The 24348-nt window shown below is 51.8% G+C and carries 27 protein-coding genes, 1 other RNA gene, 1 pseudogene and 1 other annotated feature; of the genes and pseudogenes, 22 read left to right on the forward strand and 7 right to left on the reverse strand.

The window, feature by feature from the left end; translation table 11 throughout:
* Nucleotides 1–84: 84 nt before the first annotated feature.
* Nucleotides 85–285 (reverse strand): hypothetical protein, encoded by a 201-nt coding sequence (locus KUE00_RS07645; protein WP_246759122.1) that lies wholly within the window; start codon nucleotides 283–285, stop codon nucleotides 85–87.
* A 97-nt stretch (nucleotides 286–382) separates the two neighbouring features.
* A complete protein-coding gene (locus KUE00_RS07650) occupies nucleotides 383–931 on the reverse strand; it encodes a GNAT family N-acetyltransferase (RefSeq protein WP_246759123.1) in 549 nt (182 codons plus the stop codon).
* 39 nt (nucleotides 932–970) lie between these two features.
* Between KUE00_RS07650 and KUE00_RS07655 the strand changes: the two are divergent.
* From KUE00_RS07655 to KUE00_RS07685, 8 genes and pseudogenes are all read left to right on the forward strand, one after another.
* Nucleotides 971–1455, forward strand: a pseudogene (locus KUE00_RS07655) (putative metallopeptidase); the annotation flags it as partial.
* Nucleotides 1456–1627: 172 nt separating this feature from the next.
* Entirely contained in the window at nucleotides 1628–2026 is a 399-nt protein-coding gene (locus KUE00_RS07660) for a restriction endonuclease (protein WP_246759124.1), read from the forward strand.
* Nucleotides 2005–2139 (forward strand): restriction endonuclease, encoded by a 135-nt coding sequence (locus KUE00_RS21945; RefSeq protein WP_425523570.1) that lies wholly within the window; start codon nucleotides 2005–2007, stop codon nucleotides 2137–2139. Before KUE00_RS07660 ends, KUE00_RS21945 begins: the two co-directional genes overlap by 22 nt.
* 105 nt (nucleotides 2140–2244) lie before the next feature.
* Nucleotides 2245–2592 (forward strand): hypothetical protein, encoded by a 348-nt coding sequence (locus tag KUE00_RS07665; RefSeq protein WP_246759125.1) that lies wholly within the window; start codon nucleotides 2245–2247, stop codon nucleotides 2590–2592.
* Nucleotides 2593–2688: 96 nt separating this feature from the next.
* Nucleotides 2689–3192 carry a hypothetical protein gene (locus KUE00_RS07670; RefSeq protein WP_246759126.1) on the forward strand — a complete coding sequence of 168 codons (504 nt, stop codon included), beginning with the start codon at nucleotides 2689–2691 and terminating at the stop codon, nucleotides 3190–3192.
* 49 nt (nucleotides 3193–3241) lie between these two features.
* Nucleotides 3242–3403: a hypothetical protein gene (locus KUE00_RS07675; protein WP_246759128.1), complete on the forward strand. Its 162-nt coding sequence runs from the start codon at nucleotides 3242–3244 to the stop codon at nucleotides 3401–3403.
* Nucleotides 3400–3642: a hypothetical protein gene (locus KUE00_RS07680; RefSeq protein WP_246759130.1), complete on the forward strand. Its 243-nt coding sequence runs from the start codon at nucleotides 3400–3402 to the stop codon at nucleotides 3640–3642. The genes KUE00_RS07675 and KUE00_RS07680 overlap by 4 nt, the downstream gene beginning before the upstream one ends.
* A 21-nt stretch (nucleotides 3643–3663) precedes the next feature.
* Entirely contained in the window at nucleotides 3664–3882 is a 219-nt protein-coding gene (locus KUE00_RS07685; protein ID WP_246759131.1) for a hypothetical protein, read from the forward strand.
* Nucleotides 3883–4258: 376 nt separating this feature from the next.
* Here the strand turns inward: KUE00_RS07685 and KUE00_RS07690 are convergent, their stop codons facing one another.
* Entirely contained in the window at nucleotides 4259–4618 is a 360-nt protein-coding gene (locus KUE00_RS07690; protein WP_246759132.1) for a DUF6404 family protein, read from the reverse strand.
* A 422-nt stretch (nucleotides 4619–5040) separates the two neighbouring features.
* Between KUE00_RS07690 and thrS the strand changes: the two genes are divergently transcribed.
* The 13 genes from thrS (at nucleotide 5041) to KUE00_RS07755 (ending at nucleotide 17758) form a co-directional block, all read left to right on the forward strand.
* Complete coding sequence (thrS, locus tag KUE00_RS07695; RefSeq protein WP_246759133.1) at nucleotides 5041–6969, forward strand: threonine--tRNA ligase; 1929 nt, start codon at nucleotides 5041–5043, stop codon at nucleotides 6967–6969.
* A 3-nt stretch (nucleotides 6970–6972) separates the two neighbouring features.
* Complete coding sequence (gene infC, locus KUE00_RS07700; protein WP_246759303.1) at nucleotides 6973–7524, forward strand: translation initiation factor IF-3; 552 nt, start codon at nucleotides 6973–6975, stop codon at nucleotides 7522–7524.
* A gap of 93 nt (nucleotides 7525–7617) precedes the next feature.
* On the forward strand, nucleotides 7618–7815 hold the full coding sequence (rpmI, locus tag KUE00_RS07705; protein ID WP_010275699.1) for a 50S ribosomal protein L35: 198 nt from the start codon (nucleotides 7618–7620) through the stop codon (nucleotides 7813–7815).
* A gap of 39 nt (nucleotides 7816–7854) precedes the next feature.
* Nucleotides 7855–8211 (forward strand): 50S ribosomal protein L20, encoded by a 357-nt coding sequence (gene rplT, locus KUE00_RS07710; RefSeq protein WP_246759134.1) that lies wholly within the window; start codon nucleotides 7855–7857, stop codon nucleotides 8209–8211.
* Between the two features lie 118 nt (nucleotides 8212–8329).
* Nucleotides 8330–8454, forward strand: a sequence feature (Phe leader region).
* Between the two features lie 78 nt (nucleotides 8455–8532).
* Nucleotides 8533–9516: a phenylalanine--tRNA ligase subunit alpha gene (pheS, locus tag KUE00_RS07715; protein WP_246759135.1), complete on the forward strand. Its 984-nt coding sequence runs from the start codon at nucleotides 8533–8535 to the stop codon at nucleotides 9514–9516.
* Nucleotides 9517–9531: 15 nt separating this feature from the next.
* The gene (gene pheT / locus KUE00_RS07720; protein WP_246759136.1) at nucleotides 9532–11919 is read left to right on the forward strand and encodes a phenylalanine--tRNA ligase subunit beta; all 2388 of its coding nucleotides are present in this window, start codon (nucleotides 9532–9534) and stop codon (nucleotides 11917–11919) included.
* Between the two features lie 4 nt (nucleotides 11920–11923).
* Nucleotides 11924–12223, forward strand: coding sequence for an integration host factor subunit alpha (gene ihfA, locus KUE00_RS07725; RefSeq protein ID WP_004157378.1), 300 nt, complete (start codon nucleotides 11924–11926; stop codon nucleotides 12221–12223).
* 73 nt (nucleotides 12224–12296) lie between these two features.
* A complete protein-coding gene (gene btuC, locus KUE00_RS07730; RefSeq protein ID WP_246759137.1) occupies nucleotides 12297–13280 on the forward strand; it encodes a vitamin B12 ABC transporter permease BtuC in 984 nt (327 codons plus the stop codon).
* A gap of 41 nt (nucleotides 13281–13321) precedes the next feature.
* Nucleotides 13322–13867, forward strand: a complete 546-nt coding sequence (locus KUE00_RS07735; protein ID WP_246759138.1) for a glutathione peroxidase — start codon at nucleotides 13322–13324, stop codon at nucleotides 13865–13867.
* Nucleotides 13868–14602: a vitamin B12 ABC transporter ATP-binding protein BtuD gene (btuD, locus tag KUE00_RS07740; RefSeq protein WP_246759139.1), complete on the forward strand. Its 735-nt coding sequence runs from the start codon at nucleotides 13868–13870 to the stop codon at nucleotides 14600–14602. It begins immediately after the preceding gene.
* Nucleotides 14603–14654: 52 nt separating this feature from the next.
* The gene (locus KUE00_RS07745; protein ID WP_246759141.1) at nucleotides 14655–15113 is read left to right on the forward strand and encodes a C40 family peptidase; all 459 of its coding nucleotides are present in this window, start codon (nucleotides 14655–14657) and stop codon (nucleotides 15111–15113) included.
* Nucleotides 15114–15477: 364 nt separating this feature from the next.
* The gene (locus tag KUE00_RS07750) at nucleotides 15478–16227 is read left to right on the forward strand and encodes an EAL domain-containing protein (RefSeq protein WP_246759143.1); all 750 of its coding nucleotides are present in this window, start codon (nucleotides 15478–15480) and stop codon (nucleotides 16225–16227) included.
* Nucleotides 16228–16318: 91 nt separating this feature from the next.
* Complete coding sequence (locus KUE00_RS07755; protein ID WP_246759145.1) at nucleotides 16319–17758, forward strand: protein adenylyltransferase SelO; 1440 nt, start codon at nucleotides 16319–16321, stop codon at nucleotides 17756–17758.
* 97 nt (nucleotides 17759–17855) lie between these two features.
* Here the strand turns inward: KUE00_RS07755 and KUE00_RS07760 are convergent, their stop codons facing one another.
* Complete coding sequence (locus KUE00_RS07760; protein ID WP_246759146.1) at nucleotides 17856–18902, reverse strand: 3-deoxy-7-phosphoheptulonate synthase; 1047 nt, start codon at nucleotides 18900–18902, stop codon at nucleotides 17856–17858.
* 164 nt (nucleotides 18903–19066) lie between these two features.
* Nucleotides 19067–19897, reverse strand: a complete 831-nt coding sequence (ppsR, locus tag KUE00_RS07765) for a posphoenolpyruvate synthetase regulatory kinase/phosphorylase PpsR (RefSeq protein WP_246759147.1) — start codon at nucleotides 19895–19897, stop codon at nucleotides 19067–19069.
* A 467-nt stretch (nucleotides 19898–20364) separates the two neighbouring features.
* Here ppsR and ppsA point away from each other — a divergent pair, with 467 nt between their 5' ends.
* The gene (gene ppsA, locus KUE00_RS07770) at nucleotides 20365–22746 is read left to right on the forward strand and encodes a phosphoenolpyruvate synthase (protein WP_246759148.1); all 2382 of its coding nucleotides are present in this window, start codon (nucleotides 20365–20367) and stop codon (nucleotides 22744–22746) included.
* Nucleotides 22747–22805: 59 nt separating this feature from the next.
* Here ppsA and rprA read toward each other — a convergent pair.
* Together rprA and ydiK are read right to left on the reverse strand one after the other, a co-directional pair.
* Nucleotides 22806–22918, reverse strand: an RNA gene (rprA, locus tag KUE00_RS07775) — antisense sRNA RprA.
* Nucleotides 22919–23170: 252 nt separating this feature from the next.
* On the reverse strand, nucleotides 23171–24289 hold the full coding sequence (gene ydiK, locus KUE00_RS07780) for an AI-2E family transporter YdiK (protein ID WP_246759149.1): 1119 nt from the start codon (nucleotides 24287–24289) through the stop codon (nucleotides 23171–23173).
* Nucleotides 24290–24348 lie beyond the last annotated feature (59 nt).

Here is a 24348-nt window from a genome sequence, read left to right on the forward strand (position 1 = left end):
TATGGAGAAATTTTGGATCAGGTGTAAATTATTTTAAATAGCCTGACCATCACAAGGTGCATTTGTGAGTGCGCCTGATGATGATTATCCGGCATCAGTTAAGCCGTAGCATTTAGCCGCGGATTTATTTATTTCTTCCTTGTTTATGCCTGTTTGTTGATGAATCCATCCAATGAATAAATTCCAGTCCTTGTTTGCAGATTGTCCACCATCCCAGGATGCCACAAAGGTGTCACCTTGCGCCATGGTAAAATGGATAGTGATGTCACCAAACGAGTAAGACATAAATCTCCTTAGGAAATTAAATGGCGCTCACCGACTACAAGAAATCTTCTGTCGCGAGTACCTCATCGATTTGAACGCATTTATCAGGCTATGTTAGCTATAGGTCATTAGTGGCAAGAGCATTGTATAAAAAGCGCGCACTAGGCCATTGGTAGCGAGTGACGCTGATTTCAGGAAGATGTTTTATCATGTTTACATTTTGTTGAATAACCTGGCCCTTAAGGTTTTCGTAAAATAAGCGGGCCCTGAAATTGTTGGTATATGTACAAAGGTGTACAGGTAATTCAATCCGTTCAACTGGAAGACTGATAATGCTTTTTGACAACAAACGTCTTGCCACACCATTGCGCCGATAATCTGAATCAACATAAAGATTATGCAGATATGTACCAAATTCAGTTTCTTCATTGAAATTAAAGCAAGCGAATCCAGCTAATGTGGTGCCTTCCTTAGCGAGGAGGAGATGTATCAACTTTCTGTCAACGCCATTACCTACTCGGGCCTCCCAGAGCCTGGATTTTATCTCTGGCAAAATGTCCATCAGGTAGTGATTCGGCAGGATGCCCGCATAGGCTTCCTGACTCGCTTTAATGTGAAGTGCAGCAATAGCTTGATGATCGGATGGTATAGCACAGCAAAAATCCATGATATCTCCTTTAGGCGGGATGACACGCAGGAATCAATAATGCCTGAGACTAGCATTGTTTACAGACCCATCCCTCCACAAGATTTCGTTGACGAATTTGCACCCCACATCAAGCTGATTCCTGCAACCGGCATTATGAGTGGGTGACAGAGAACATCCTCGACGGTGAAGGCGACTTGCACACCCCTGACCATGCTCACCTGATAGACGCCGAAATTGCTTTCATGTGGGTGTCCACCGCATTCACTAAACAAGGGCGTACCGTTCTCGCCCAGACGGAAGAGGTAATGATGCGTACTGGTGGATGGCAAAAGGCCAGAATGGAGCAGCAGCTCTACGAGTGGTTCGGCCACAAGCCGGATTACATCATCACGCTGGCTGGTGACTTCTGTTCACAATGCACCGATCTTGAATTCTGTGCGTTAGTCGAACATGAGCTTTACCACATAGGGCAGCAAACCGATGAATTCGGCGCGCCTAAGTTCAATCGTGAAGGTCAGCCAAAGCTTTGTATGCACGGACATCGCCTTTGCTGATTACCAGATCGGCGAAGAGATTACCGACGCCGCGAAGATGGAAGAAATCCTCAGCGGCGAGCAGGCGGTTTACGTCATCAGGCGCGCCGCGTAAAGCGCTCCCTGTCTCAATACAGCCCACCTGACCGGTGGGCTTTTTTATCTGGAGAAGAAAATTACGATGGCTGGCGGCACCGATGGCGTGGCTACTATCACCGATACAACCCTGCTTGGCACCGACGGCACCAGTACCACCCGTAAAGGAATGTACACGCTGCACGACACCAATTCGCAGGTGATTAACCTGGTTGACCTGGATTCCCACCACGGAACGACATTTGCCTATTCGGATGGGATGTCTCCTGTTGAATATGAAGCCTACTGCGCCGAGGTGCTTAAGGAAAATGGAGGGTCAGCCAGGACTACGAAAGCTAGCGGCGATCAGGGTGTAGATGTTATGGCTGAAATTAATGGAAATACAGTCGCTATTCAGTGCAAAAAATATTCGCGACCCATTAGTAATTCAGCCGTACAAGAGGTTTCGTCAGGGGCTAAGTTCTGGGGGCCACTTATGGAGTAGTAGTTACTAATGCTACTTATACTCGTTCGGCGCGGCAGCTGGCAAATGCTGAAGGCGTGCTTCTCATCCATCATGAAGAACTACCTCAGCTTAAAGAAATGCTTGGCCTTTAATTATAACGTGTTATGCAAACCCGCTCCGGCGGTTTTTTGTTTCGCGCTTCCCATTGCGTCGTGCGCCCGTTACCATTATTCAACTGTTGTAGATGGGGATAAGGTATGAAATTAGGATTAGCCTTCATTGGGCTGGTGGTATGTTCAGTGGCACATGCTGATTTAAACAGTTCTTCTCAAAATTTGAGCAATTGCGTAATCAGCTTTGCTGAAAGCCAGATCAAAACTCCTATGCAAGCTAATGACATTGCAGAAGACGCTTTTGAGAAATGTAGGGCTGAACTTAAAGAAGTTCATGATTCAATTGGTCCTAACAAGGCCCAATGGGATAGTTTGAGTGATCAGCAAAAACATGCCATCTCAACGATCAGGGATCAAACGACTTCTAAAATTCGCGAGAAGTTATCTTCACAAGTCGTCACTTTCGTAAATGAATCACGTAAAAGCGCGTGATAACTCTCTGCCCCAGCGGGTTCTTTGTTTCTTGCTTCCCTTTGCACCGCACCCCCGCCAGGATTACTCCTAACAATAATGATGAGGATAATGGAAATGAGGGTAGTGGTTTTTGCCGCCTTGCTGGCTATGGCATCGCTCAGTGGATGTGATGAAGAATCTCCATTAAGCGATACTGATTTAGTCCCATGTGATTTCGATGTAATGCTTAACAATCATGTTCAGGGCCAATCAGCTCAGGAGATGGTAGATGAATGCAACATGTTAGTGACATATTTAGAAAGGCAGCCCACACTCAAACTACTTAAAGAAACCTCAATTGCTAATGTTGCTTTTCAAATGAAAGGTTACAACGCAGGCTTATCACATACGACTGATCGTCTGCTTCAGATTAGTAAGCTAAGAGGTCAATTAGGGAATGGCGATGACGCTATAATCAATAACTATAATATCGCCTTTAAAATGTACAGCGCCTGGAATGGTGAAGTTACACCTGACACGATATATGGTTTCCTCTCTCATTATGGAGAGCTATCCAGGAAATTAAGTGATGATAGTTTCGTACATATGATGGCTGTAACGAGGCTTATGAACAATTGATAATTAACCCGCTATGCGGGTTTTTTTATGCCCGCAAAACGAGGTTTTTATGGATATTCAGGCCTACCCCGTAGCCGTGCGCCTCGCGCTAGACGACCAGATCACGCGCAATATGATGCAGGTTAGACTTAATGCTATTGATCTGAACAAAAAGTTCGTTCAAATGGCAAGGGATATCAAGGCGGTAACGAATGCAGCCAAAGAAGGATGACGATCGTCGCGGTGTGGAATTTGAAAGAGGTGTCAGGGCAAATTTGTAATGCGATAGCGAACCTGTCGCCGTCCGCTGCCCCGTATACCGGCCTGCGCGTGGCCACCTCTGGGGCAGGGCAAGACCTGTTTCAGGTAGCCACCGGCGGTACCACTACTGCAGTGAAGAGCATCAACGCCTCCTACACTGATAGCTGGGTGGCGCGGGCATTCACGGTCAGCTCAAGCAAAATCGCCTAATGGATTCCTGACGGTACCAGCGTGACGACCACTGGTACGACCCGTAACAAGCCCACACTGCCGTTTTATGTCAACGGCTACCCGACATCGGTTGATGTGCCGAACCACGGCGGCTTTACTGGGCAGATTGCACTGTTGGGCTTCTACAACAAAGAGTACGACCAGGCGACCGTAACGGCGCTGCTGGCAAAAGTAGTGGCGATCGCTCAGCGTCGCGGCATCACCCTTGAGTTTTATTAAATGGATAACTTATCCCTGATAAAAGTATCATCGGTTCTTAGATTGTTGGCCTGATGCGTCGCAAAAAAGCTCTTGTAGGGAGCTAAATTCAGTTGCAGGAGTAAGTACCTTAAGTATGACCCTAAAAAATACTGACAGGCTGGAAGATGTCGAATGTGCTTTCGGAGCAGCCGTACGCGGTTTGCTTGCAAGAAACGCTGGGCTAACCCCTGCAAATATTCTTACAGAGCTAACCATACGTTCTTTTTCTCAGAACACAGAGGAAGCAGTAAGGTGCAGCGCGGCGATTGCATGGTTTAGAAATTGTACAAATTAAAAGCCCACAGTCGATGGTGGGCTAAGTAGATTCAGACAAAGGACAACAATCAACAGCACGCTAGACTTCGCTCCATGCTGGAAGATGATTGGCTTTGCCTCGCCATGACTCCAGCGCTGCCATAACGAGTCCACAGACTAGCCCAACAGTAAGAATTGTCCCTGTTGCAGAAAGAAGATCTTCACGCTTCCCTTTCCAGAAAACAACCCACATAACCATGCCCCAGAACGGTGTATTCACGCCTGTAAAGCATAAAAAATTATTCCAAAAAGAGGAGAAGGGCGGTGGCGCTACAGCAACGCCCATTTTCCATAAAAAAACGTGGCAAGGAGGCGCGTAGAGCCCAGGCCACATACCTTTCTTTTTCATAATGGCGATTGCACGACTCTTTTTACTCTCAAAGGCCAGTTGGCTTTTCATAAAAGATACACCCTATAGTTTGCTATGTTGTTTAACTGTAGCGGCGAGGGATAAAAAGAAGCGGGTTTTAGGATTTCTTACAAAGTGGGATCAGAGGTGATCGGTAGAGGTGGTAGCCATGTTTGTTCGTCCCTTTTATCTCTAAGCTGGATTAAGTGGCGTTAATGTGCCGCCAGCGTACTAAAGAAAGCAGGCCAGCAGGTTGTTTCTACCAACCCGCCGTGCAATTTGTTGCTATGAGGTGTAAGATACTACTCCTTCAAAGGTTTTTGCCGACGGCAGGCTTTTGACTATGTGTACCAGGCTGTGTTCCAAATTGACAAATGTGAGTTGATTTTAAGAGACAACCGCCTGATATATAAATAAACTAACTTTTGTATGTAGCCTTGCGTATGGGTTACCACTGCAGGTAAGGATTTAGCATGCCAGTAATTACACTTCCTGATGGAAGTCAGCGTACTTTTGACCACGCCGTCAGCGTGATGGAGATAGCCCAGGACATCGGTCCGGGTCTGGCTAAAGCCTGTATCGCAGGCCGTGTTAACGGCGAGCTGGTGGATGCGGTTGATCCCATCACCGAAGATGCGAACGTCGCCATCATTACTGCCAAAGATGAAGCCGGTCTGGAAATTATTCGCCACTCCTGCGCTCACCTGCTGGGACACGCCATCAAGCAGCTTTGGCCTGACACGAAAATGGCTATTGGTCCGGTTATCGACAACGGTTTCTATTATGATGTTGATATCGATCGTACCCTGACACAGGAAGATATCGAGCTGCTGGAAAAGCGCATGCACCAGCTGGCCGAAACGAATTACGACGTTATCAAGAAGAAGGTTAGCTGGCAGGAAGCACGCGATGCTTTTGCCGCGCGTGGCGAAAGCTACAAGATGACCATTCTTGATGAAAACATTAGCCACGACGATCGTCCCGGCCTCTATCATCACGAAGAGTACGTGGATATGTGCCGTGGCCCGCACGTTCCTAATATGCGCTTCTGCCACCATTTTAAGCTGCAGAAAATTTCCGGCGCCTACTGGCGCGGCGACAGCAACAATAAAATGCTGCAGCGTATTTATGGCACCGCATGGGCAGATAAAAAGCAGCTGGCGGCCTATTTACAGCGTCTGGAAGAAGCAGCCAAGCGCGACCATCGTAAAATTGGCAAGCAGCTTGACCTGTATCATATGCAGGAAGAAGCGCCGGGCATGGTGTTCTGGCATAACGATGGCTGGACGATTTTCCGCGAGCTGGAAGTTTTTGTGCGCAGCAAGCTGACTGAATATAACTATCAGGAAGTGAAAGGTCCGCTGATGATGGACCGCGTGCTGTGGGAAAAAACGGGCCACTGGGAAAACTACAAAGAAGCGATGTTCACCACTTCTTCCGAGAACCGTGAATACTGCATCAAGCCAATGAATTGCCCTGGTCACGTGCAAATTTTCAATCAGGGTCTAAAATCCTACCGCGACCTGCCGTTGCGCATGGCCGAATTTGGTAGCTGTCATCGTAACGAGCCATCTGGCGCGCTGCATGGCCTGATGCGCGTACGCGGCTTTACTCAGGACGATGCCCATATCTTCTGTACGGAAGAGCAGGTAAGAACGGAAGTAAACAGCTGTATCCGTATGGTGTATGACATGTACAGCACTTTCGGTTTTGAAAAAATCGTGGTGAAGCTGTCTACCCGTCCGGCCAAACGCATCGGGTCTGATGAACAGTGGGATCGTGCAGAAGCCGACCTGGCTGCCGCGCTGAAAGAGAACGATATCCCGTTCGAGTATCAGCCGGGCGAAGGTGCCTTCTACGGCCCTAAAATTGAATTTACCCTGCATGACTGTCTGGATCGCGCATGGCAGTGTGGCACTGTTCAGCTGGACTTCTCGCTGCCGGGCCGCCTGAGCGCCTCCTACGTGGGTGAAAATAATGAACGTCAGGTGCCGGTGATGATTCACCGCGCTATTCTGGGTTCAGTGGAGCGCTTTATCGGTATTTTAACCGAAGAGTATGCCGGTTTCTTCCCAACCTGGCTGGCTCCTGTACAAGTGGTGGTGATGAATATCACCGATGGTCAGTCCGAATATGTTGCAGAATTGACCCAAAAACTTCAGAATGCGGGCATTCGTGTAAAAGCGGACTTGAGAAACGAGAAGATTGGCTTTAAAATCCGCGAGCACACGTTACGTCGTGTCCCCTATATGTTGGTCTGTGGTGATAAAGAGGTGGAAGCAGGCAAGGTTGCCGTTCGCACCCGCCGTGGTAAAGACCTGGGCAGCATGGACGTAAACGAAGCGATCGCGAAACTGCAGGATGAAATCCGCAGTCGCAATCTTCATCAACTGGAGGAATAAGGTATTAAAGGCGGAAAACGAGTTCAACCGGCGCGTCCTAATCGCATTAACAGAGAAATCCGCGCCACTGAGGTTCGTCTGACTGGCGTCGATGGCGAGCAGATTGGTATTGTCAGTCTGAATGAGGCTTTGGAAAAAGCTGAGGAAGCAGGCGTTGATTTAGTAGAAATCAGCCCTAACGCCGAGCCGCCCGTTTGCCGTATCATGGATTACGGCAAGTTCCTCTACGAGAAAAGCAAATCTTCTAAAGAACAGAAGAAAAAGCAAAAGATTATCCAGGTTAAGGAAATTAAATTCCGTCCTGGTACCGATGATGGCGACTATCAGGTAAAACTACGCAACCTGATTCGCTTTCTGGAAGAAGGTGATAAAGCTAAAATCACGCTGCGTTTTCGCGGTCGTGAAATGGCTCACCAGCAGGTCGGTATGGAAATGCTTTACCGCATCCGTAAAGACCTGTGCGAAGACATGGAGCTGGCGATTGTCGAATCCTTCCCTTCGAAGATCGAAGGTCGCCAGATGATCATGGTGCTCGCTCCTAAGAAGAAACAGTAGGCCCTAAAGTGACAGCGATTCGGCGGCGTGCCGTCAGATCGCTGTTCGCCTGCCTGTTTTATTTTATTAACAATGCGAAGTGGATGTTTTTAAATGCCAAAGATTAAAACTGTACGTGGCGCGGCCAAGCGCTTCAAGAAGACCGCCTCTGGCGGCTTCAAGCGTAAACACGCAAACCTGCGTCATATTCTGACCAAAAAATCTACCAAGCGTAAGCGTCACCTGCGTCCGAAAGGCCTGGTGTCCAAAGGCGATCTGGGTCTGGTTATTGCCTGCCTGCCATACGCATAAGTCATTTTTTTTAAACAGAATATTAAACAGGAGAGCTAAATGGCTCGTGTAAAACGTGGTGTAGTTGCTCGCGCACGTCACAAAAAAATCTTAAAACAAGCTAAAGGCTACTACGGTGCACGTTCTCGTGTTTACCGCGTTGCTTTCCAGGCTGTTATCAAAGCTGGTCAGTATGCTTACCGTGACCGTCGTCAGCGTAAGCGTCAGTTCCGTCAGCTGTGGATCGCGCGTATCAACGCAGCGGCACGCACTAACGGTATTTCTTACAGCCGTTTCATCAATGGCCTGAAAAAGGCTTCGATCGAAATCGACCGTAAGATTCTGGCTGACATCGCCGTATTCGACAAAGTGGCATTTACTGCCCTGGTCGAAAAAGCGAAAACAGCTCTGGCGTAAGTCAGGTGAAAGAGGGAGCTGGTCTCCCTCTTTTATTTTTGTAACCACAGCAAAAGATTGACATTTTTGTCCATGCGCTTTTCAATAGGGCCACAGCTAAGCAGCCCGGCGACAAGGTAACGCATCATGACCGCGAATTTCCGCTTCTTTTTTTACTTTAGCACCTGAACATCGGGGGCTTGTGCGCAAAGAAAAGAAACGAAAAATCGCGCTAAAAGCCTCCCTCGTGGAGGCTTTTTTATTTCTGGCGCGTCCTGTCCAGGACGGGGTCGTCCCCATATAAAAACAGACCGGCCACGGCGGCTGGAAGAAGAGGAAAGCATGTCACATCTCGCAGAACTGGTGGCGAACGCGCAAGCGGCCATTAAGAATGCACACGATGTTGCCGCGTTAGAAACGGTACGCGTTGAATTTCTGGGTAAAAAAGGGCAGTTAACGCTGCAAATGACCACGTTGCGCGATCTGCCAACGGAAGATCGTCCTGCGGCGGGCGCGGTTATTAACGAAGCGAAACAGCAGGTTCAGGAAGCGCTGAACGCACGTAAAAACGAGCTGGAATCTGCTGAAATGAATGCCCGACTGGCGCAGGAAACGATTGATGTTTCTCTGCCGGGACGCCGTATCGAAAACGGCGGCCTGCATCCGGTCACGCGGACTATCGATCGCATCGAAACGTTTTTTGGCGAGCTGGGCTTTGCCGTGGAAACCGGACCGGAAATCGAAGATGACTATCATAATTTCGACGCGCTGAATATTCCTGGCCACCACCCTGCACGTGCCGATCACGATACGTTCTGGTTCGATGCCACGCGTCTGTTACGTACGCAGACTTCCGGCGTGCAGATCCGCACCATGAAAAACCAGCAGCCGCCAATCCGCATTATCGCGCCAGGCCGCGTTTACCGTAACGACTACGATCAGACGCATACGCCAATGTTCCACCAGATGGAAGGCCTGATCGTTGATAAAAATATCAGCTTTACCAATCTGAAAGGCACGCTGCACGACTTCCTGCGCAACTTCTTTGAAGAAGATTTGCAGATCCGTTTCCGTCCTTCCTACTTTCCGTTCACCGAACCCTCTGCGGAAGTGGACGTTATGGGTAAAAACGGCAAGTGGCTGGAAGTATTGGGCTGCGGCATGGTGCATCCGAACGTGCTGCGCAACGTCGGCATCGATCCGGAAGTTTACTCCGGCTTCGCTTTCGGCATGGGTATGGAGCGTCTGACTATGCTGCGCTATGGCGTGACCGATCTGCGCGCTTTCTTTGAAAATGATTTACGTTTCCTCAAACAGTTTAAATAAGGGCGGGCAACACCGATGAAATTCAGCGAACTCTGGTTACGTGAGTGGGTTAGCCCAGCCATAGACAGTGCAGCACTTAGCGAACAAATTACCATGGCCGGTCTGGAAGTGGACGGCGTAGAAGCCGTGGCCGGCGCTTTTCACGGCGTGGTGGTGGGCGAAGTTGTAGAATGCGGCCAGCATCCTAACGCGGACAAACTGCGCGTAACAAAAATTAATGTCGGCGGCGATCGCCTGCTGGACATCGTCTGCGGCGCGCCAAACTGCCGTCAGGGTCTGAAGGTGGCCGTAGCGACGGTTGGCGTGGTTCTGCCGGGCGACTTTAAAATCAAAGCGGCCAAACTGCGCGGCGAGCCTTCAGAAGGCATGCTTTGTTCTTATTCCGAGCTGGGTATTTCTGACGATCATAACGGCATTATTGAACTGCCGCTGGACGCCGCCGTTGGCACCGACATTCGTGAATACCTCAAGCTTGACGACAGCACCATTGAAATCAGCGTAACGCCTAACCGCGCAGACTGCCTGGGTATTATCGGTATCGCGCGCGACGTTGCGGTATTGAATAAAATGGATCTGGTTGAGCCGGTGATTGAGCCGGTAACCGCATCTGTTCAGGACACCTTTCCCATCCGCGTTGATGCGGTTGAGGCCTGCCCACGTTATCTGGGGCGCGTTATTAAAGGCATCAATGTTAAAGCCGCCACGCCGCTGTGGATGAAAGAGAAGCTGCGCCGCTGCGGTATCCGCTCAATCGATCCCGTGGTGGATGTTACCAACTACGTGCTGCTTGAGCTCGGTCAGCCAATGCACGCCTTCGATCTTGACCGTCTCGACGGCGGCATCATTGTGCGCATGGCGGAAGAGGGCGAAACGCTGACGCTGCTTGACGGCACAGAGGCGAAGCTGAACGCCGACACCTTAGTGATTGCCGATCATCATAAAGCGCTGGCAATGGGCGGCATCTTTGGCGGCGAACATTCCGGCGTCAATGAAGAAACCACCAACGTGCTGTTTGAGTGCGCCTTCTTTAGCCCGCTTTCCATCACCGGCCGCGCGCGCCGTCACGGTCTGCATACTGATGCCTCGCATCGCTATGAGCGCGGCGTTGACTTCCAGCTGCAATATAAAGCCATCGAGCGCGCTACGCGTTTGCTGCTGGATATCTGCGGCGGCGAAGCTGGCCCGGTTATCGACCAGACTCATCAGGAAGCGCTGCCAGTCCGTGCAACCATCACGCTGCGCCGGGAAAAGCTGGATCGCCTGATTGGTCACGTTATTGCCGATAGCGAAGTCAGCGACATTCTGCGCCGTCTGGGCTGTGAAGTCAGTGAAGGTGAGGGTTTCTGGCAGGCGGTGGCACCAGCCTGGCGTTTCGATATGCAAATCGAAGAAGATCTGGTGGAAGAAGTTGCCCGCGTATACGGCTACAACAATATTCCTGACGTGCCGGTTCAGGCGGGACTGATTATGACTTCGCACCGCGAAGCTAATCTGTCGCTGAAGCGCGTGAAGGCGATGCTGGTAGACAAAGGTTATCAGGAAGCGATTACCTATAGCTTTGTCGATCCTAAAGTGCAGGCGCTGCTGCATCCGGGCGAAGAAAACCTGGTGCTGCCAAGCCCTATCTCCGTTGAGATGTCTGCAATGCGTCTTTCTTTGTGGACCGGCCTGCTGTCTGCGGTGGTTTACAATCAGAATCGTCAGCAGAGCCGCGTGCGCCTGTTTGAAAGCGGCTTACGCTTTGTGCCTGATACACAGGCAAACCTCGGTATCCGGCAGGATGTTATGCTGGCGGGCGTGATTAGCGGCGCTCGCTATGAGGAACACTGGGATCTGGCGCGTCAGGCAGTTGACTTCTATGATTTAAAAGGTGATTTAGAGTCCGTACTCGATCTGACAGGCAAACTGAGCGAAATTGAGTTCCGCGCTGAGGCTCATACGGCGCTGCATCCGGGACAGAGCGCCGGAATTTATTTGCAGGATCAGCGTATCGGTTACCTGGGCGTTGTTCATCCGGAACTTGAGCGGAAACTGGATCTTAACGGCCGTACCGTGGTCTTTGAACTGGAATGGGACAAGGTGTCAGACCGCGTCCTGCCTGAAGCGAGCGAGGTTTCACGCTTCCCGGCAAACCGTCGTGATATCGCTGTGCTGGTGGCTGAAAACGTGCCCGCAGCAGATATTATCGCCGAATGTAAGAAAGTTGGCGTAAATCAGGTAGTTGGCGTAAACTTGTTTGATGTGTACCGCGGTAAGGGTGTTAATGAAGGTTTTAAGAGCCTTGCTATCAGCCTGATTTTGCAAGATACCGGCCGGACACTCGAAGAAGAGGAGATCGCTGCAACCGTCGCCAAATGTGTTGCGGCGTTAAAAGAGCGATTCCAGGCAACCTTGAGGGATTGAACCTATGGCGCTTACAAAAGCTGAGATGTCTGAATACCTGTTTGAAAAGCTTGGGCTTAGCAAACGGGATGCCAAAGAGCTGGTAGAACTGTTTTTTGAAGAGGTACGACGTGCTTTGGAAAACGGTGAACAGGTGAAACTGTCAGGATTTGGCAACTTCGACCTTCGCGACAAAAATCAACGTCCGGGACGTAACCCCAAGACCGGCGAAGATATTCCGATTACGGCGCGTCGTGTGGTAACTTTCCGTCCTGGTCAGAAGCTGAAAAGCCGGGTCGAGAACGCTACGCCGAAAGAAGACTAATCGATGCTCTACAAAAGGCCGCTTAATGCGGCCTTTTTTATCCCTGAATTTTGGGCTGTTCTGGAAAAGATTTATGACCCCGCTTGCACAACAGGTGGCGCAGGCTCGTCGGCATCAGCGCCGCTGGCTGGCCGCACTGGCGGCTTTCTGTTTGTTAATGGTTTTACTGAGCCTTTGTGCCGGCGATCGCTGGCTATGGCCGCAAAGCTGGTTTGCCGGACAGAATCAGCTCTTTATCTGGCAGCTGCGCTTACCGCGTACGCTGGCGGTAGTGCTGGTGGGCGCTTCGCTGGCGGTTACCGGTGCAATTATGCAGGCGCTGTTTGAAAACCCGTTGGCCGAACCCGGTTTGCTTGGGGTAGCGAACGGTGCCGGTGTCGGACTGGTGCTGAGCATCTTCACCGGTCTGTCAGGCTTATGGCCCGTCAGCGTTTTTGCCATCGCAGGCGCGCTGTTGATTACCTTTATCCTGCTTCGCTTTTCTCGCCGTTCGCTCTCCAGTAGCCGACTGTTGCTGGCAGGCGTCGCCTTAGGCATTATCTGTAGCGCGGTAATGACCTGGGCCGTCTATTTCAGCTCCAGTCTGGATTTACGCCAGCTGATGTACTGGATGATGGGCGGCTTTAGCGGCGTTGACTGGCGCTACGGCGGGCTGATGATTGCGTTGCTGCCGGTGCTGGTCTGGCTCTGCTGCCAGTGGCGCGTGTTGAACCTGCTGGCGCTGGGCGAGACGTCCGCCCGTCAGCTGGGCCTGCCGCTGCTGCTGTGGCGCAATGTGCTGGTACTGGCTACCGGCTGGCTGACCGGCGTCAGCGTGGCGATGGCCGGGGCCATTGGCTTTATCGGCCTGGTTGTACCGCATATTTTGCGCCTGAACAATATTAACGATCATCGTATGCTGTTACCGGCCTGCGCGCTGGCCGGCGGCGGCGTCCTGCTGGCGGCGGACATTCTTGCACGCACCGCCATCGCTGCGGCAGAATTACCGATTGGCGTAGTGACGGCAACGCTTGGCGCGCCGGTTTTTATCTGGCTACTTTTACGCAATCGAGCCTGACCATCGGTCAGCTTTTCTCTCTACTGAAACAGGAAAAACCAATGAGTATTTACGATACAGAACTGGTCACGCTGGATGGTGAAGCCACTACCCTGGCAAACTGGCAAGGCCAGGTGCTGCTGGTGGTTAATGTGGCTTCAAAATGTGGTCTGACGCCGCAATATGAACAGTTAGAGAACATTCATAAGGCCTGGTCCGATCGCGGTTTTTCCGTATTGGGTTTCCCCTGCAATGCGTTTCTGGGACAGGAGCCGGGCAGTGAAGAAGAGATCAAAACATTTTGCAGTACCACCTATGGCGTGACCTTCCCGATGTTCAGTAAAATCGAAGTCAACGGCCCGCAGCGTCATCCTTTGTACCAGCAGCTGGTTGCCGCCAGGCCGGAAGCCGTCGAGCCGGAAGAGAGCGGTTTTCTGGAAAAAATGCTCAGTAAAGGTCGTGGGCCAAAAGAACCGGGCGATATTTTATGGAATTTTGAAAAGTTCCTGATTGGCCGCGACGGGACCGTGGTGCAACGTTTCTCTCCGGATATGACGCCGGAAGACCCTATCGTAATGGAAAGCATTAAAGCGGCGCTGGCAAAATAGATGCTGCTGAGCTGTAAGGGCGTTGCCGTAGCGCGACGCCTTCAGCCCTTTACGGCTCAGGTTGGCCAGGGCGAACTGATCCACCTGCTTGGCCCAAACGGTGCAGGGAAAAGCTCGCTGTTGGCGGCCATGTCCGGGATGATTAAGTCAGAAGGCGAGATTTGCTTTCTCGGTAAGCCGCTGGCTGCATGGTCGGGTTACGCGCTGGCAAGGCACCGGGCGTATCTGGCTCAGCAGCAGATGGCGGCCGGGGGTATGCCGGTCTGGCACTATCTGAAAATGCACCAGATAAACGACGAGAGCGAAGAAGCGTTGCTGACGCTGTGTGAAACCTTTCAGCTGCTGGATAAGCTGTCATGCGCGCCTGGCCAGCTTTCCGGCGGTGAGTGGCAGCGTGTACGTCTGGCCGCCGTGCTTTGCCAGATGGCGCAACCGGAGGGCGCGTTGCTCTTGCTCGACGAGCCGCTAACCGGTCTGGACCTGGCGCAGCAGGCCGCGTTCGATCGCTGTCTTGCGGCATGGGTGGCAAAAGGCTTGACGGTGGTGATGAGCGGACATGATGTGAACCATTCCCTGCACCACGCTCAGCGCGTCTGGCTAATGAAAGAAGGCGGGCTTTTACAGCAGGGTACAGCCAGAGAAGTGCTGCAACCAGAACGCCTTTCTGCTGTCTATGGCGTGCCTTTTACAAAAATTTCTGCAAACGGTCGGGAACTCCTGACCACGTTTAATTAACCAACCGGTCAGGGTGGCTTTCGGTAGTGGCAATGATTAAAGGAAGCATGTTATGCGCTACGGACTTTTGTTGATTGCGATTTTGCTGGCGGGTTGTAGCAGCCACGCGCCGCCGCCGAACAGTCGTCTTTCTGACTCTATTACCGTGATCGCCCAGCTAAATGCACAGCTTGGCAAGTGGCACGGCACGCCTTACCGCTATGGCGGTCTGGGACGTAATGGCGTTGACTGCTCCGGTTTTGTCTATCTGACTTTTCGCGACCGCTTTAACCTTCAGCTGCCGCGTACCACCATCGCGCAGACCGAAACGGGCACGCGCATCAGCAAAAAAGATTTGCTGCCGGGCGATCTCCTGTTTTTCAAAACGGGAGCCGGGGAAAATGGTTTGCATGTAGGGATTTACGATACTGACGACAGGTTTATTCACGCCTCAACCAGTCAGGGCGTTATCCGTTCCTCGCTGAATAACGTTTACTGGAAAAAGGTTTTCTGGCAGGCAAGACGTATTTAACCGGTGGGAAGTTATGTACGGGATGGCCGTCACAAAAAAGCTTATTTATCCATAAGTTGATTTATATAAGCGGTGGCAGGCACCGCTATTGCTTAGCAGGGTAATTATAGAAAGTCTTTATAAATAGCTGGCCTGGCTTTTCCCTTGTCGAATTTTGTAAAGGAAGGTTAAAGAAACGGTTTAAAGGGATTTGCCGCTATTTAAATGTGATTTAATATCACAGCATCTTTTTTAAAAAATATGTGCTAGGTTAAGTTAGTTGCGTGGGCTTTACCCGAGCTATTCTGCTGCGGTCGTCTTTAACCCTGGCGTTGTCATCGCCATGTGCCTGCGCGGATGACAACTTCATCATGGCTGAATAAGAATGAATATCCATCTGGAAGCGGATTATAAAAGTTACACGTCATTCAACCCGATTTACTGCTTCGGCGGGCAGCTTATCGCTGTCGAGCTGCTGACGCAGTTTTCCCACAGCACGGCGAACGTGGCGATCCCACAGGAGCTGCTGCTGCCGCAGCTCTGTAAGGAACAGCGCATCGTTCTATTACAAAATCAGATTAACAGTATTGAAAGACATCTCGACTTTTTCTGTCAGCAAAAAGTAAAAGTTACGCTAAAAATAGATGAGTTACTGGCACAGACTATCCTGGAAAGCGAGTTTTTAAGCCGTAAACTGGATGCGCTCTGCTGGCTGGAGCTGGAAATTACCGAGAGCTTTACGGATTTAAAACTGGGGAAAGACAATCCGGGCCTGATGGCGCTAAGCGAAAGGTTCGATTTATCTTTAGCAAATTACGGCGCGGGTAAAGCGCCATCAAAAGCGGTATACGACAATCTCTTTTCTCGTATAAAAATCGACAAGGGTTTTATTCAGCATAATATTAACCGCCTCTCTTTCCGTCCTTTTATCAACTCCATACTGGAACATATTAAGCCACACTGTCAGCAGGTTATCGTGCAGGGCGTGGACGACCTGACCGGGCTGGAAAAGGTTAGTCAATATCAGTTTGATGGGATCCAGAGCGCGTTGTTTTCCCCGGTAACCGAAGAGTCTCTGACCACGCTGGTGGTGCCGCCCAAAGAGTTAATGACCGATTCAGCAATAACCCCTTAACAAATCCGTGTTCCCTTGTGCGCAGGCGGTTTACACTTAAAGCCGGTACCGCAAGCGCAAAGCGGGTGCCAGTAAATTTTAAGGGGACCGCATGCACTTCAATAATACCTGGCATAACGAGCTGGCAGGATTTTACACCGCTCTGAAACCTACGCCGTTAAAAAACCCACGTCTGCTTTATCACAGCGCCTCGCTGGCTCAGGAGCTGGGGCTGGGCGAGAGCTGGTTCCGCGCTGACAAAACCGCCGTCTGGAGCGGCGAAGAGCTGTTGCCGGGAATGCAGCCGCTGGCTCAGGTTTATAGCGGGCATCAGTTTGGCGTCTGGGCAGGTCAGTTAGGTGACGGGCGCGGCATTTTGCTGGGCGAGCAGCAGTTGGCCGACGGTCGTAAAATGGACTGGCATCTGAAGGGTGCCGGTCTGACGCCTTACTCGCGCATGGGCGATGGTCGTGCCGTGCTGCGCTCTTCGCTACGTGAATTTCTTGCCTCTGAAGCAATGTACCATCTTGGCGTGCCGACCTCGCGCGCGCTGACGGTCGTGACCAGCGATCAACCTGTGCAGCGTGAGACTACTGAACGCGGTGCGATGCTGCTACGCGTGGCGGAAAGCCATGCTCGTTTCGGCCATTTTGAGCATTTCTTTTACGCACAGCAGCCTGAAAAGGTGCGGGAGCTGGCTGACTATTTGATTCGCCACCACTGGCCGGAGCTGCAAAATGAAGCGGATCGCTACCTGCTCTGGTTTAGCGATGTGGTTAAGCGCACGGCCAGGCTGATTGCGCACTGGCAGAGCATTGGTTTTGCGCACGGGGTGATGAATACGGACAACATGTCGGTGCTGGGGATGACGCTGGATTACGGGCCGTACGGTTTTCTGGATGATTATAAGCCGGACTTTATCTGTAACCATTCCGATTATCAGGGCCGCTATAGCTTTGATAATCAGCCTGTGGTTGGGCTATGGAATCTGAATCGGCTGGCGCATTCGCTGTCCGGGCTGCTGGATACCACGCAGCTGAAGCAGGCGCTGGCGGAATATGAACCGGAGCTGATGCGCTGTTGGGGAGCGCAGATGCGCGCGAAGCTGGGGCTGATGACCCAGAGCAAAGATGATAACGATATTTTGACCGGGCTGCTGTCGCTGATGACGAAAGAGGGCAGCGACTATACGTTGACGTTTCGTCTGCTTTGCGACACGGAGCAGCAGCAGTCGCGCTCGCCGCTGCGGGACGAGTTTATCGATCGCGAGGCCTTTGACAGCTGGTACAACGTTTATCGCCAGCGTCTGTTGCAGGAAGAGGGCGACGATGCGGTGCGCCAGCAAAAGATGAAGCAGGTGAATCCCGCCATCATTTTAAGGAACTATCTGGCACAGCAGGCGATTGAACAGGCGGAGAAGGATGATATCAGCGTGCTTACCCGTCTGCATCAGGCGCTGTCGCGGCCTTTTGATGACGCACCGGAGTTCGCTGATTTAATGCGTCGGCCGCCGGACTGGGGCAAAAAACTTGAGGTGAGCTGTTCAAGCTAAGATCTCTGCGGGAACAGTAGAGGCAGTCAGCGCCAGCGGGCTGCTGCTGTAAATGCTGCTACATAAACGGTGTAAAGCGGCAGCGCCGCTTTACTCGTCAGAACCGCGTTGCCACGGCATCTGCCAGCAGCGCCAGGACTTCCTCGCTGTCGTCCCAGCCCAGGCACGGATCGGTAATCGACTGGCCGTATTGCAACGGCGTACCGGACTGGACTTTCTGTGTTCCTTCCTTCAGGAAACTTTCAATCATTACGCCTGCAATCGCCTGCGAACCTTTCCGGATTTGCTGCGCGACCGAGGCGGCAACCTCTTTCTGCAGGCGATGCTGTTTCAGGCAGTTACCGTGGCTGAAGTCAATAACCAGCCGTTCCGGCAGATTGTGTTCGCGCAGGCTTGCCGCCGCTGCGGAGATATCTTCCGCATGATAGTTCGGCTGTTTACCGCCGCGCATAATGACGTGTCCGGAAGGATTGCCGCTGGTCTGATAAATCGTCATCTGGCCATGCTTGTCCGGTGAAAGAAACATATGGCTGGCGCGTGCGGCGCGGATCGCATCAACGGCGATCTGGATATTGCCATCCGTCCCGTTTTTAAAACCAACCGGACAAGAGAGCGCGGAAGCCATCTCTCGATGGATCTGGCTTTCCGTGGTGCGAGCGCCTATCGCTCCCCAGCTGATGAGATCCGCAATAAACTGGCCGACCACCATGTCCAGGAACTCGGTGGCGGTTGGCATACCAAGCCTGTTGATCTCCAGCAGTAGCTTGCGTGCTGTTTCCAGACCGTGATTGACCCGAAAACTACCGTCCAGGTCGGGATCGGAGATTAACCCTTTCCAGCCCACTACGGTGCGCGGTTTTTCAAAATAGGCCCGCATCACAATCTCAAGCCGGGAGTGATGCTGCTGGCGCAGCGCATTTAATTTTGCGGCATAGTCTAAAGCAGCAGCGGGGTCGTGCAGCGAACAAGGGCCAATAACGACCAGCAGGCGACGATCTTCACCAGCAAGGATACGTGCCACGCGCTTGCGGCAGTCGGTAACGTTAGCGGCAATTTCTGGCGTTATCGGATGCCGCTGCGCCAGTTCATCAGGCGTAATCAGGCTCTCGATGCGCGCGGTCCGCAGTTCATCTGTCTTAGTCATAAAGCTCTCTGAAATCTTATCTTCGCGACGGCAGGAGTACCGGGAAGTGATGGCGATCACAATAAACCTGACGGGGCGATCGTTTCAACCTTAAACGCCCGTCTGCCGGGCGTTTCGGGATAAATATCACTGTTTCACAAGCGGGATCAAAAATTTTCTGTCGCTCAATACATTCGGCGAGTCAGCCCCGTGATGTCGAGAATTTTGGTGGCTATCTCCTCAACGGAGTAGTTGGTGCTGTTGAGATAACGAATTTGATGAGTGCGGAACAGCGCCTCTACTTCACCCACTTCCAGCCGGCACTGGCGCATGGAGGCATAGCGAGTATTTTCCGCTCTTTCCTGGCGAATGGCGGCCAGACGTTCGGGATCGATAGTCAGGCCAAACAGTTTGTGCTGGAAAGGGCGCAGCGCTGGCGGCAGCTTGAGGTTATCCATATCGTCGGCAATAAAAGGATAGTTGGCCGCACGGATACCAAACTGCATGGCCAGATAGAGGCTGGTCGGTGTTTTGCCACAGCGCGAAACCCCCAGCAGGATAACCTGTGCATCTTCCAGCCCACGCAGCGAAATGCCGTCGTCGTGCGCCAGCGTATAGTCTATGGCAGCGATACGGGCGTCATATTTACCCAGGTTACTGGCTGTCAGGCCGTGCGTGCGGTTAGCGACCGGGGCAGGAGCAAGCCCAAGCTCCTGCTGCAACGGCGCAACCAGAGACTGCACGATATCCTGACAGAACCCCTCGCTCTGCAAGATTATTTCGCGGATTTCTGGCGTTACGATAGAGATAAACACCAGAGGACGCAGGCCGCTTTTCTGATAAAGCGCATTAATCTGCGCTTTTACCGCCTGGGCACGCTGCACGTTTTCAACAAAGGGCAACGTGACGCTGTTGATGGCCACGGGAAACTGGGAAAGCACGGCGTGGCCCAGCACCTCGGCGGTAATAGCCGTGCCGTCCGAGATATAAAAAACACTACGTTCGCTGATATCCATGTTTTCTCCTGGTGGCTGTGCTTTTCAGACTAAATTAGATAGTCACAGTAAAGCAAACGGTAATAGCTTTTGCGAAACAAAATGAAATCGCCAAAATAAAATAAAATGAAATAAAAAGTAGAATAAAGTCGGCTATAATGGTCGGCGAAAGGAAAAATAGCCATAATGAAATTGCGTTCCCTTTTTCCATTCCCAAAAGCCCATGTTAAGCAAAAAAGCATGCTGAAAAAGAATTAATAATAACGCGAAGGTTGCTCTAAGTTTGAGTGCTTTTTTTATTGTTTAAAATCAATGTATTATTTATTTTTCTTTCCTTTTCAATTAAATTTTTCTGCGCGGAATTTTCTTAAAAGTAGCTTTTTATTAAGCTTGAACGATTCAACAGTTTCTTTCCTGAAGCGGAATATGCCAGGCTCAGAAATGCACGACCCTGTGCTTCTTAATTACATCACAAAAGGATTGCTTCAATGTCCAATATAGGCGAACTGCCGCTTGTGCTCTGGTATAACCAGCTTGGCATGAACGATGTTGATCGGGTGGGGGGCAAAAATGCTTCTCTGGGTGAAATGATCACTAATTTGTCATCGCTTGGCGTTTCCGTTCCTGACGGTTTTGCCACAACGGCCGATGCATTCAATCAGTTCCTCGATCAAAGCGGCGTCAGTCAGCGGATATATGCGCTGTTAGACAAAACCGATATTGACGATGTTGACGAACTGGCGAAGGCGGGTCAGCAGATCCGCCAGTGGATTGTGGAAACGCCTTTCCAGCCAGAACTGGAGCAGGCCATTCGCGAGGCGTATCAGCAGCTTTCGGCAGACGATGCCGAAGCCTCTTTTGCCGTGCGCTCCTCTGCGACGGCAGAAGATATGCCGGATGCCTCTTTCGCCGGCCAGCAGGAAACGTTTCTTAACGTGCAGGGATTTGACGCCGTTCTGATCGCGGTGAAGCACGTTTACGCCTCGCTGTTTAACGACCGCGCCATTTCCTATCGCGTTCATCAGGGTTATGACCACCGTGGCGTAGCGCTCTCGGCTGGGGTACAGCGCATGGTGCGTTCTGATGTCGGCACCGCGGGCGTCATGTTTACCATTGATACCGAATCGGGCTTCGATCAGGTCGTATTTATTACCGCCGCCTTCGGCCTGGGTGAGATGGTGGTACAGGGCGCGGTCAATCCGGATGAATTTTATGTCCATAAGCCGACCCTCGCCGCGGGCCGTCCTGCTATCGTGCGCCGTACGATGGGTTCGAAGAAAATTCGCATGGTCTATACCGATTCTCAAACGCACGGTGAGCAGGTCAAAATCGAGGATGTACCGGAAGCGGAACGCGATCGTTTCTGCCTGAGCAATGAAGAAGTCGAGGCGCTGGCCGCGCAGGCCATGCAGATTGAAAAACATTACCAGCGGCCGATGGATATCGAGTGGGCGAAAGATGGCCACACCGGCAAGCTCTTTATCGTTCAGGCACGTCCCGAAACGGTGCGTTCTAACGGCCAGGTCATGGAGCGTTATACGCTACAGGGCAAAGGCAACATCGTGGTGGAAGGGCGCGCTATCGGGCACCGCATCGGCGCAGGCGTGGTGAAGGTCATTCACGATATCAGCGAAATGAACCGCATCCAGAAAGGCGATGTGCTGGTGACGGATATGACCGATCCCGACTGGGAACCGATCATGAAAAAAGCCTCTGCGATTATCACCAATCGCGGCGGCAGAACCTGTCATGCGGCTATTATCGCGCGCGAGCTGGGCATTCCAGCCGTGGTGGGCTGTGGTGACGCGACTGAACGGCTGCAAGAGGGCCACAAGGTCACGGTCTCCTGTGCAGAGGGCGACACCGGCTACGTTTATGATGATTTACTCGACTTTGAGGTAAAAAGCTCTCAGGTTGATGAAATGCCGCAGCTGCCGCTGAAAATCATGATGAACGTCGGAAATCCGGACAGGGCTTTTGATTTCGCCTGTTTGCCTAACGAAGGCGTCGGGCTGGCGCGACTGGAATTCATCATCAACCGCATGATTGGCGTGCATCCTAAAGCGCTGCTGGAGTTTGACCAGCAAACGCCAGAGCTGCAGCAGCAGATCCGCGGCATGATGAAAGGCTTTGACGATCCGGTTGAGTTTTATATCGCGCGCCTGACGGAAGGCATCGCCACGCTGGGCGCTGCGTTTGCGCCAAAACGGGTTATCGTGCGTCTGTCAGATTTTAAAACTAACGAGTATGCCAACCTGGTAGGTGGCGAGCGCTACGAGCCGGAAGAGGAAAACCCGATGCTGGGCTTCCGTGGTGCAGGCCGCTACGTTGCTGACAGCTTCCGCGACTGTTTTGCACTGGAGTGCGTAGCGGTGAAACGCGTGCGTAACGAAATGGGCCTGACCAATGTTGAAATCATGGTGCCGTTTGTACGTACCGTTGCGCAGGCGAAAGCAGTGGTTGAGGAGCTGGAAAGTCAGGGGCTGAAACGCGGCGAGAACGGCCTGAAGATCATTATGATGTGCGAGATCCCCTCCAACGCACTGCTGGCGGACGAGTTCCTGCACTATTTTGACGGCTTCTCTATTGGTTCTAATGATATGACGCAGCTGGCGCTTGGTCTGGACAGGGATTCCGGCGTCGTCTCAGCACTGTTCGATGAGCGTAACGACGCGGTTAAAGCGCTGCTGTCGATGGCGATTCGCGCCGCCAAAAAGGCCAATAAGTATGTCGGTATCTGCGGCCAGGGGCCGTCAGATCATGAAGATTTTGCGGCCTGGCTGATGGAAGAGGGAATCGATAGCCTGTCGCTTAATCCGGATACGGTGGTGCAAACCTGGCTAAGCCTGGGCGAACTGAAAAAAGCGTAACTATTCATAAGTTCTTATATAAAAAGGCCGGTTTATCCGGCCTTTTTGCTTTTGTACATATAAAAAAAAGCCCATCACATGGGATGGGCAAAGACTACACACAGCAATTCTTTATGTCACTCAGGGGAAAAGGTTGTTTATAAATCAGCGCGTTGCTGCTAAACATAACCGATATACTATTCTCAGCCGTGAAGTGAGTCTTTAAGAATCCTCTTATTAGTTTAAGGGAGGTAATATTTTTTGAGACGGTTAACAGGTGTAATGCAGAATATGTGTATTTATCTTAATCAATTGTTCTTAAGGACGAGAGAAAAGGGGACGGCCAGCGCAAAAACGATAAAAGTTGCTAAACAAAGGCATCTTTCACGCAAAAGGGATTTTTTGGCGGGATTACGCGGTCAGGTTAACTGACCGCGTAAAAAGATTAGTTTGCTGAGTTTTCCTGTTCTATATCAGCAAGTTCTTCAACAACCTCTTCGGGATCTTCTTGCGGAGCGGGCGCTTCATGCGTCCAGACAGACACCAGACGATAAGAAACCGCCAGCACTACCGGCCCGATAAACAGGCCGATCATGCCAAAAGCCACCAGCCCGCCAATCACGCCACAGAGGATCAGAATCATCGGCAAATCCGCACCCATGCGGATCAGCATCGGCCGCAAGACGCTATCCAGCGTGCCTACGACGCAGCTCCATATCAGCAGCACGGTAGCCCAGGTATTATCGCCGCTCCAGTAAAGCCAGATAATGGCCGGAACCAGCACTACCAGCGGCCCCAGCTGTACCAGGCAGGAAAGGATCATCACTACCGTCAGGACGGTGGCATAAGGAATACCGGAAATAGCCAGGCCGATACCGCCAAGCACGCCCTGGACCAGAGCGGTGACCACCACGCCCAGCGCTACGGCACGGATCGCCTGACCGGCAAGCAGCACGACGGCATCGCCACGGCGATGGCCCAGACGATAAGCGAAATGGCGGATGCCAAAACCGACCTGTTCACCACGCCAGTAGAGCAGCACGCTGAACAGTAACATTAAACCCAAATGCAGCATAAAACGGCCAAAGTGTCCGGCCTGGGCAAACAGAAAGACGCTGGTGCGGCCGATATAAGGCTGAATGCTGGTCATCATCGCTGCGCCGCCGCCGGCAACCAGATGGCGATAGGCGGAAGAGAGCTTCCTACCCACCAGCGGGATATCGTGCAGCCAGAGCATTTCCGGCAGCATCAGATGGCCGGACGTCGCCCAGGCGATCAGCGGGCCGCTGTTTTCAATCAGGCTGTTCACCAGCAGGGCTATCGGGATAACAAACAGCAGCATCAGCAGCAGCGTCATCACGATAACCGCCAGCGAGCGCCGCCCCCACAGCCAGCCCTGAATTTTCAGCATCAGCGGCCAGGTGGCGATCACCACCATGCTCGCCCAGGCAAACCCCAGCACAAACGGCTGGACCACCCACAGGCTGACGACGATAAGCAGGGTAATAAACAGGATAGAAAAGATAACCTGTAACATATCCCATCCATTTTGCGTGTTCTTCATGTATGGCCATTAACCTCAATAAAATGAGCAACCGGAGAATAGTGGCGAAGTGCGCCAAC

Origin of the sequence: Erwinia phyllosphaerae, assembly GCF_019132875.1 — a bacterium.
Classification (GTDB): Bacteria; Pseudomonadota; Gammaproteobacteria; order Enterobacterales; family Enterobacteriaceae; genus Erwinia; species Erwinia phyllosphaerae.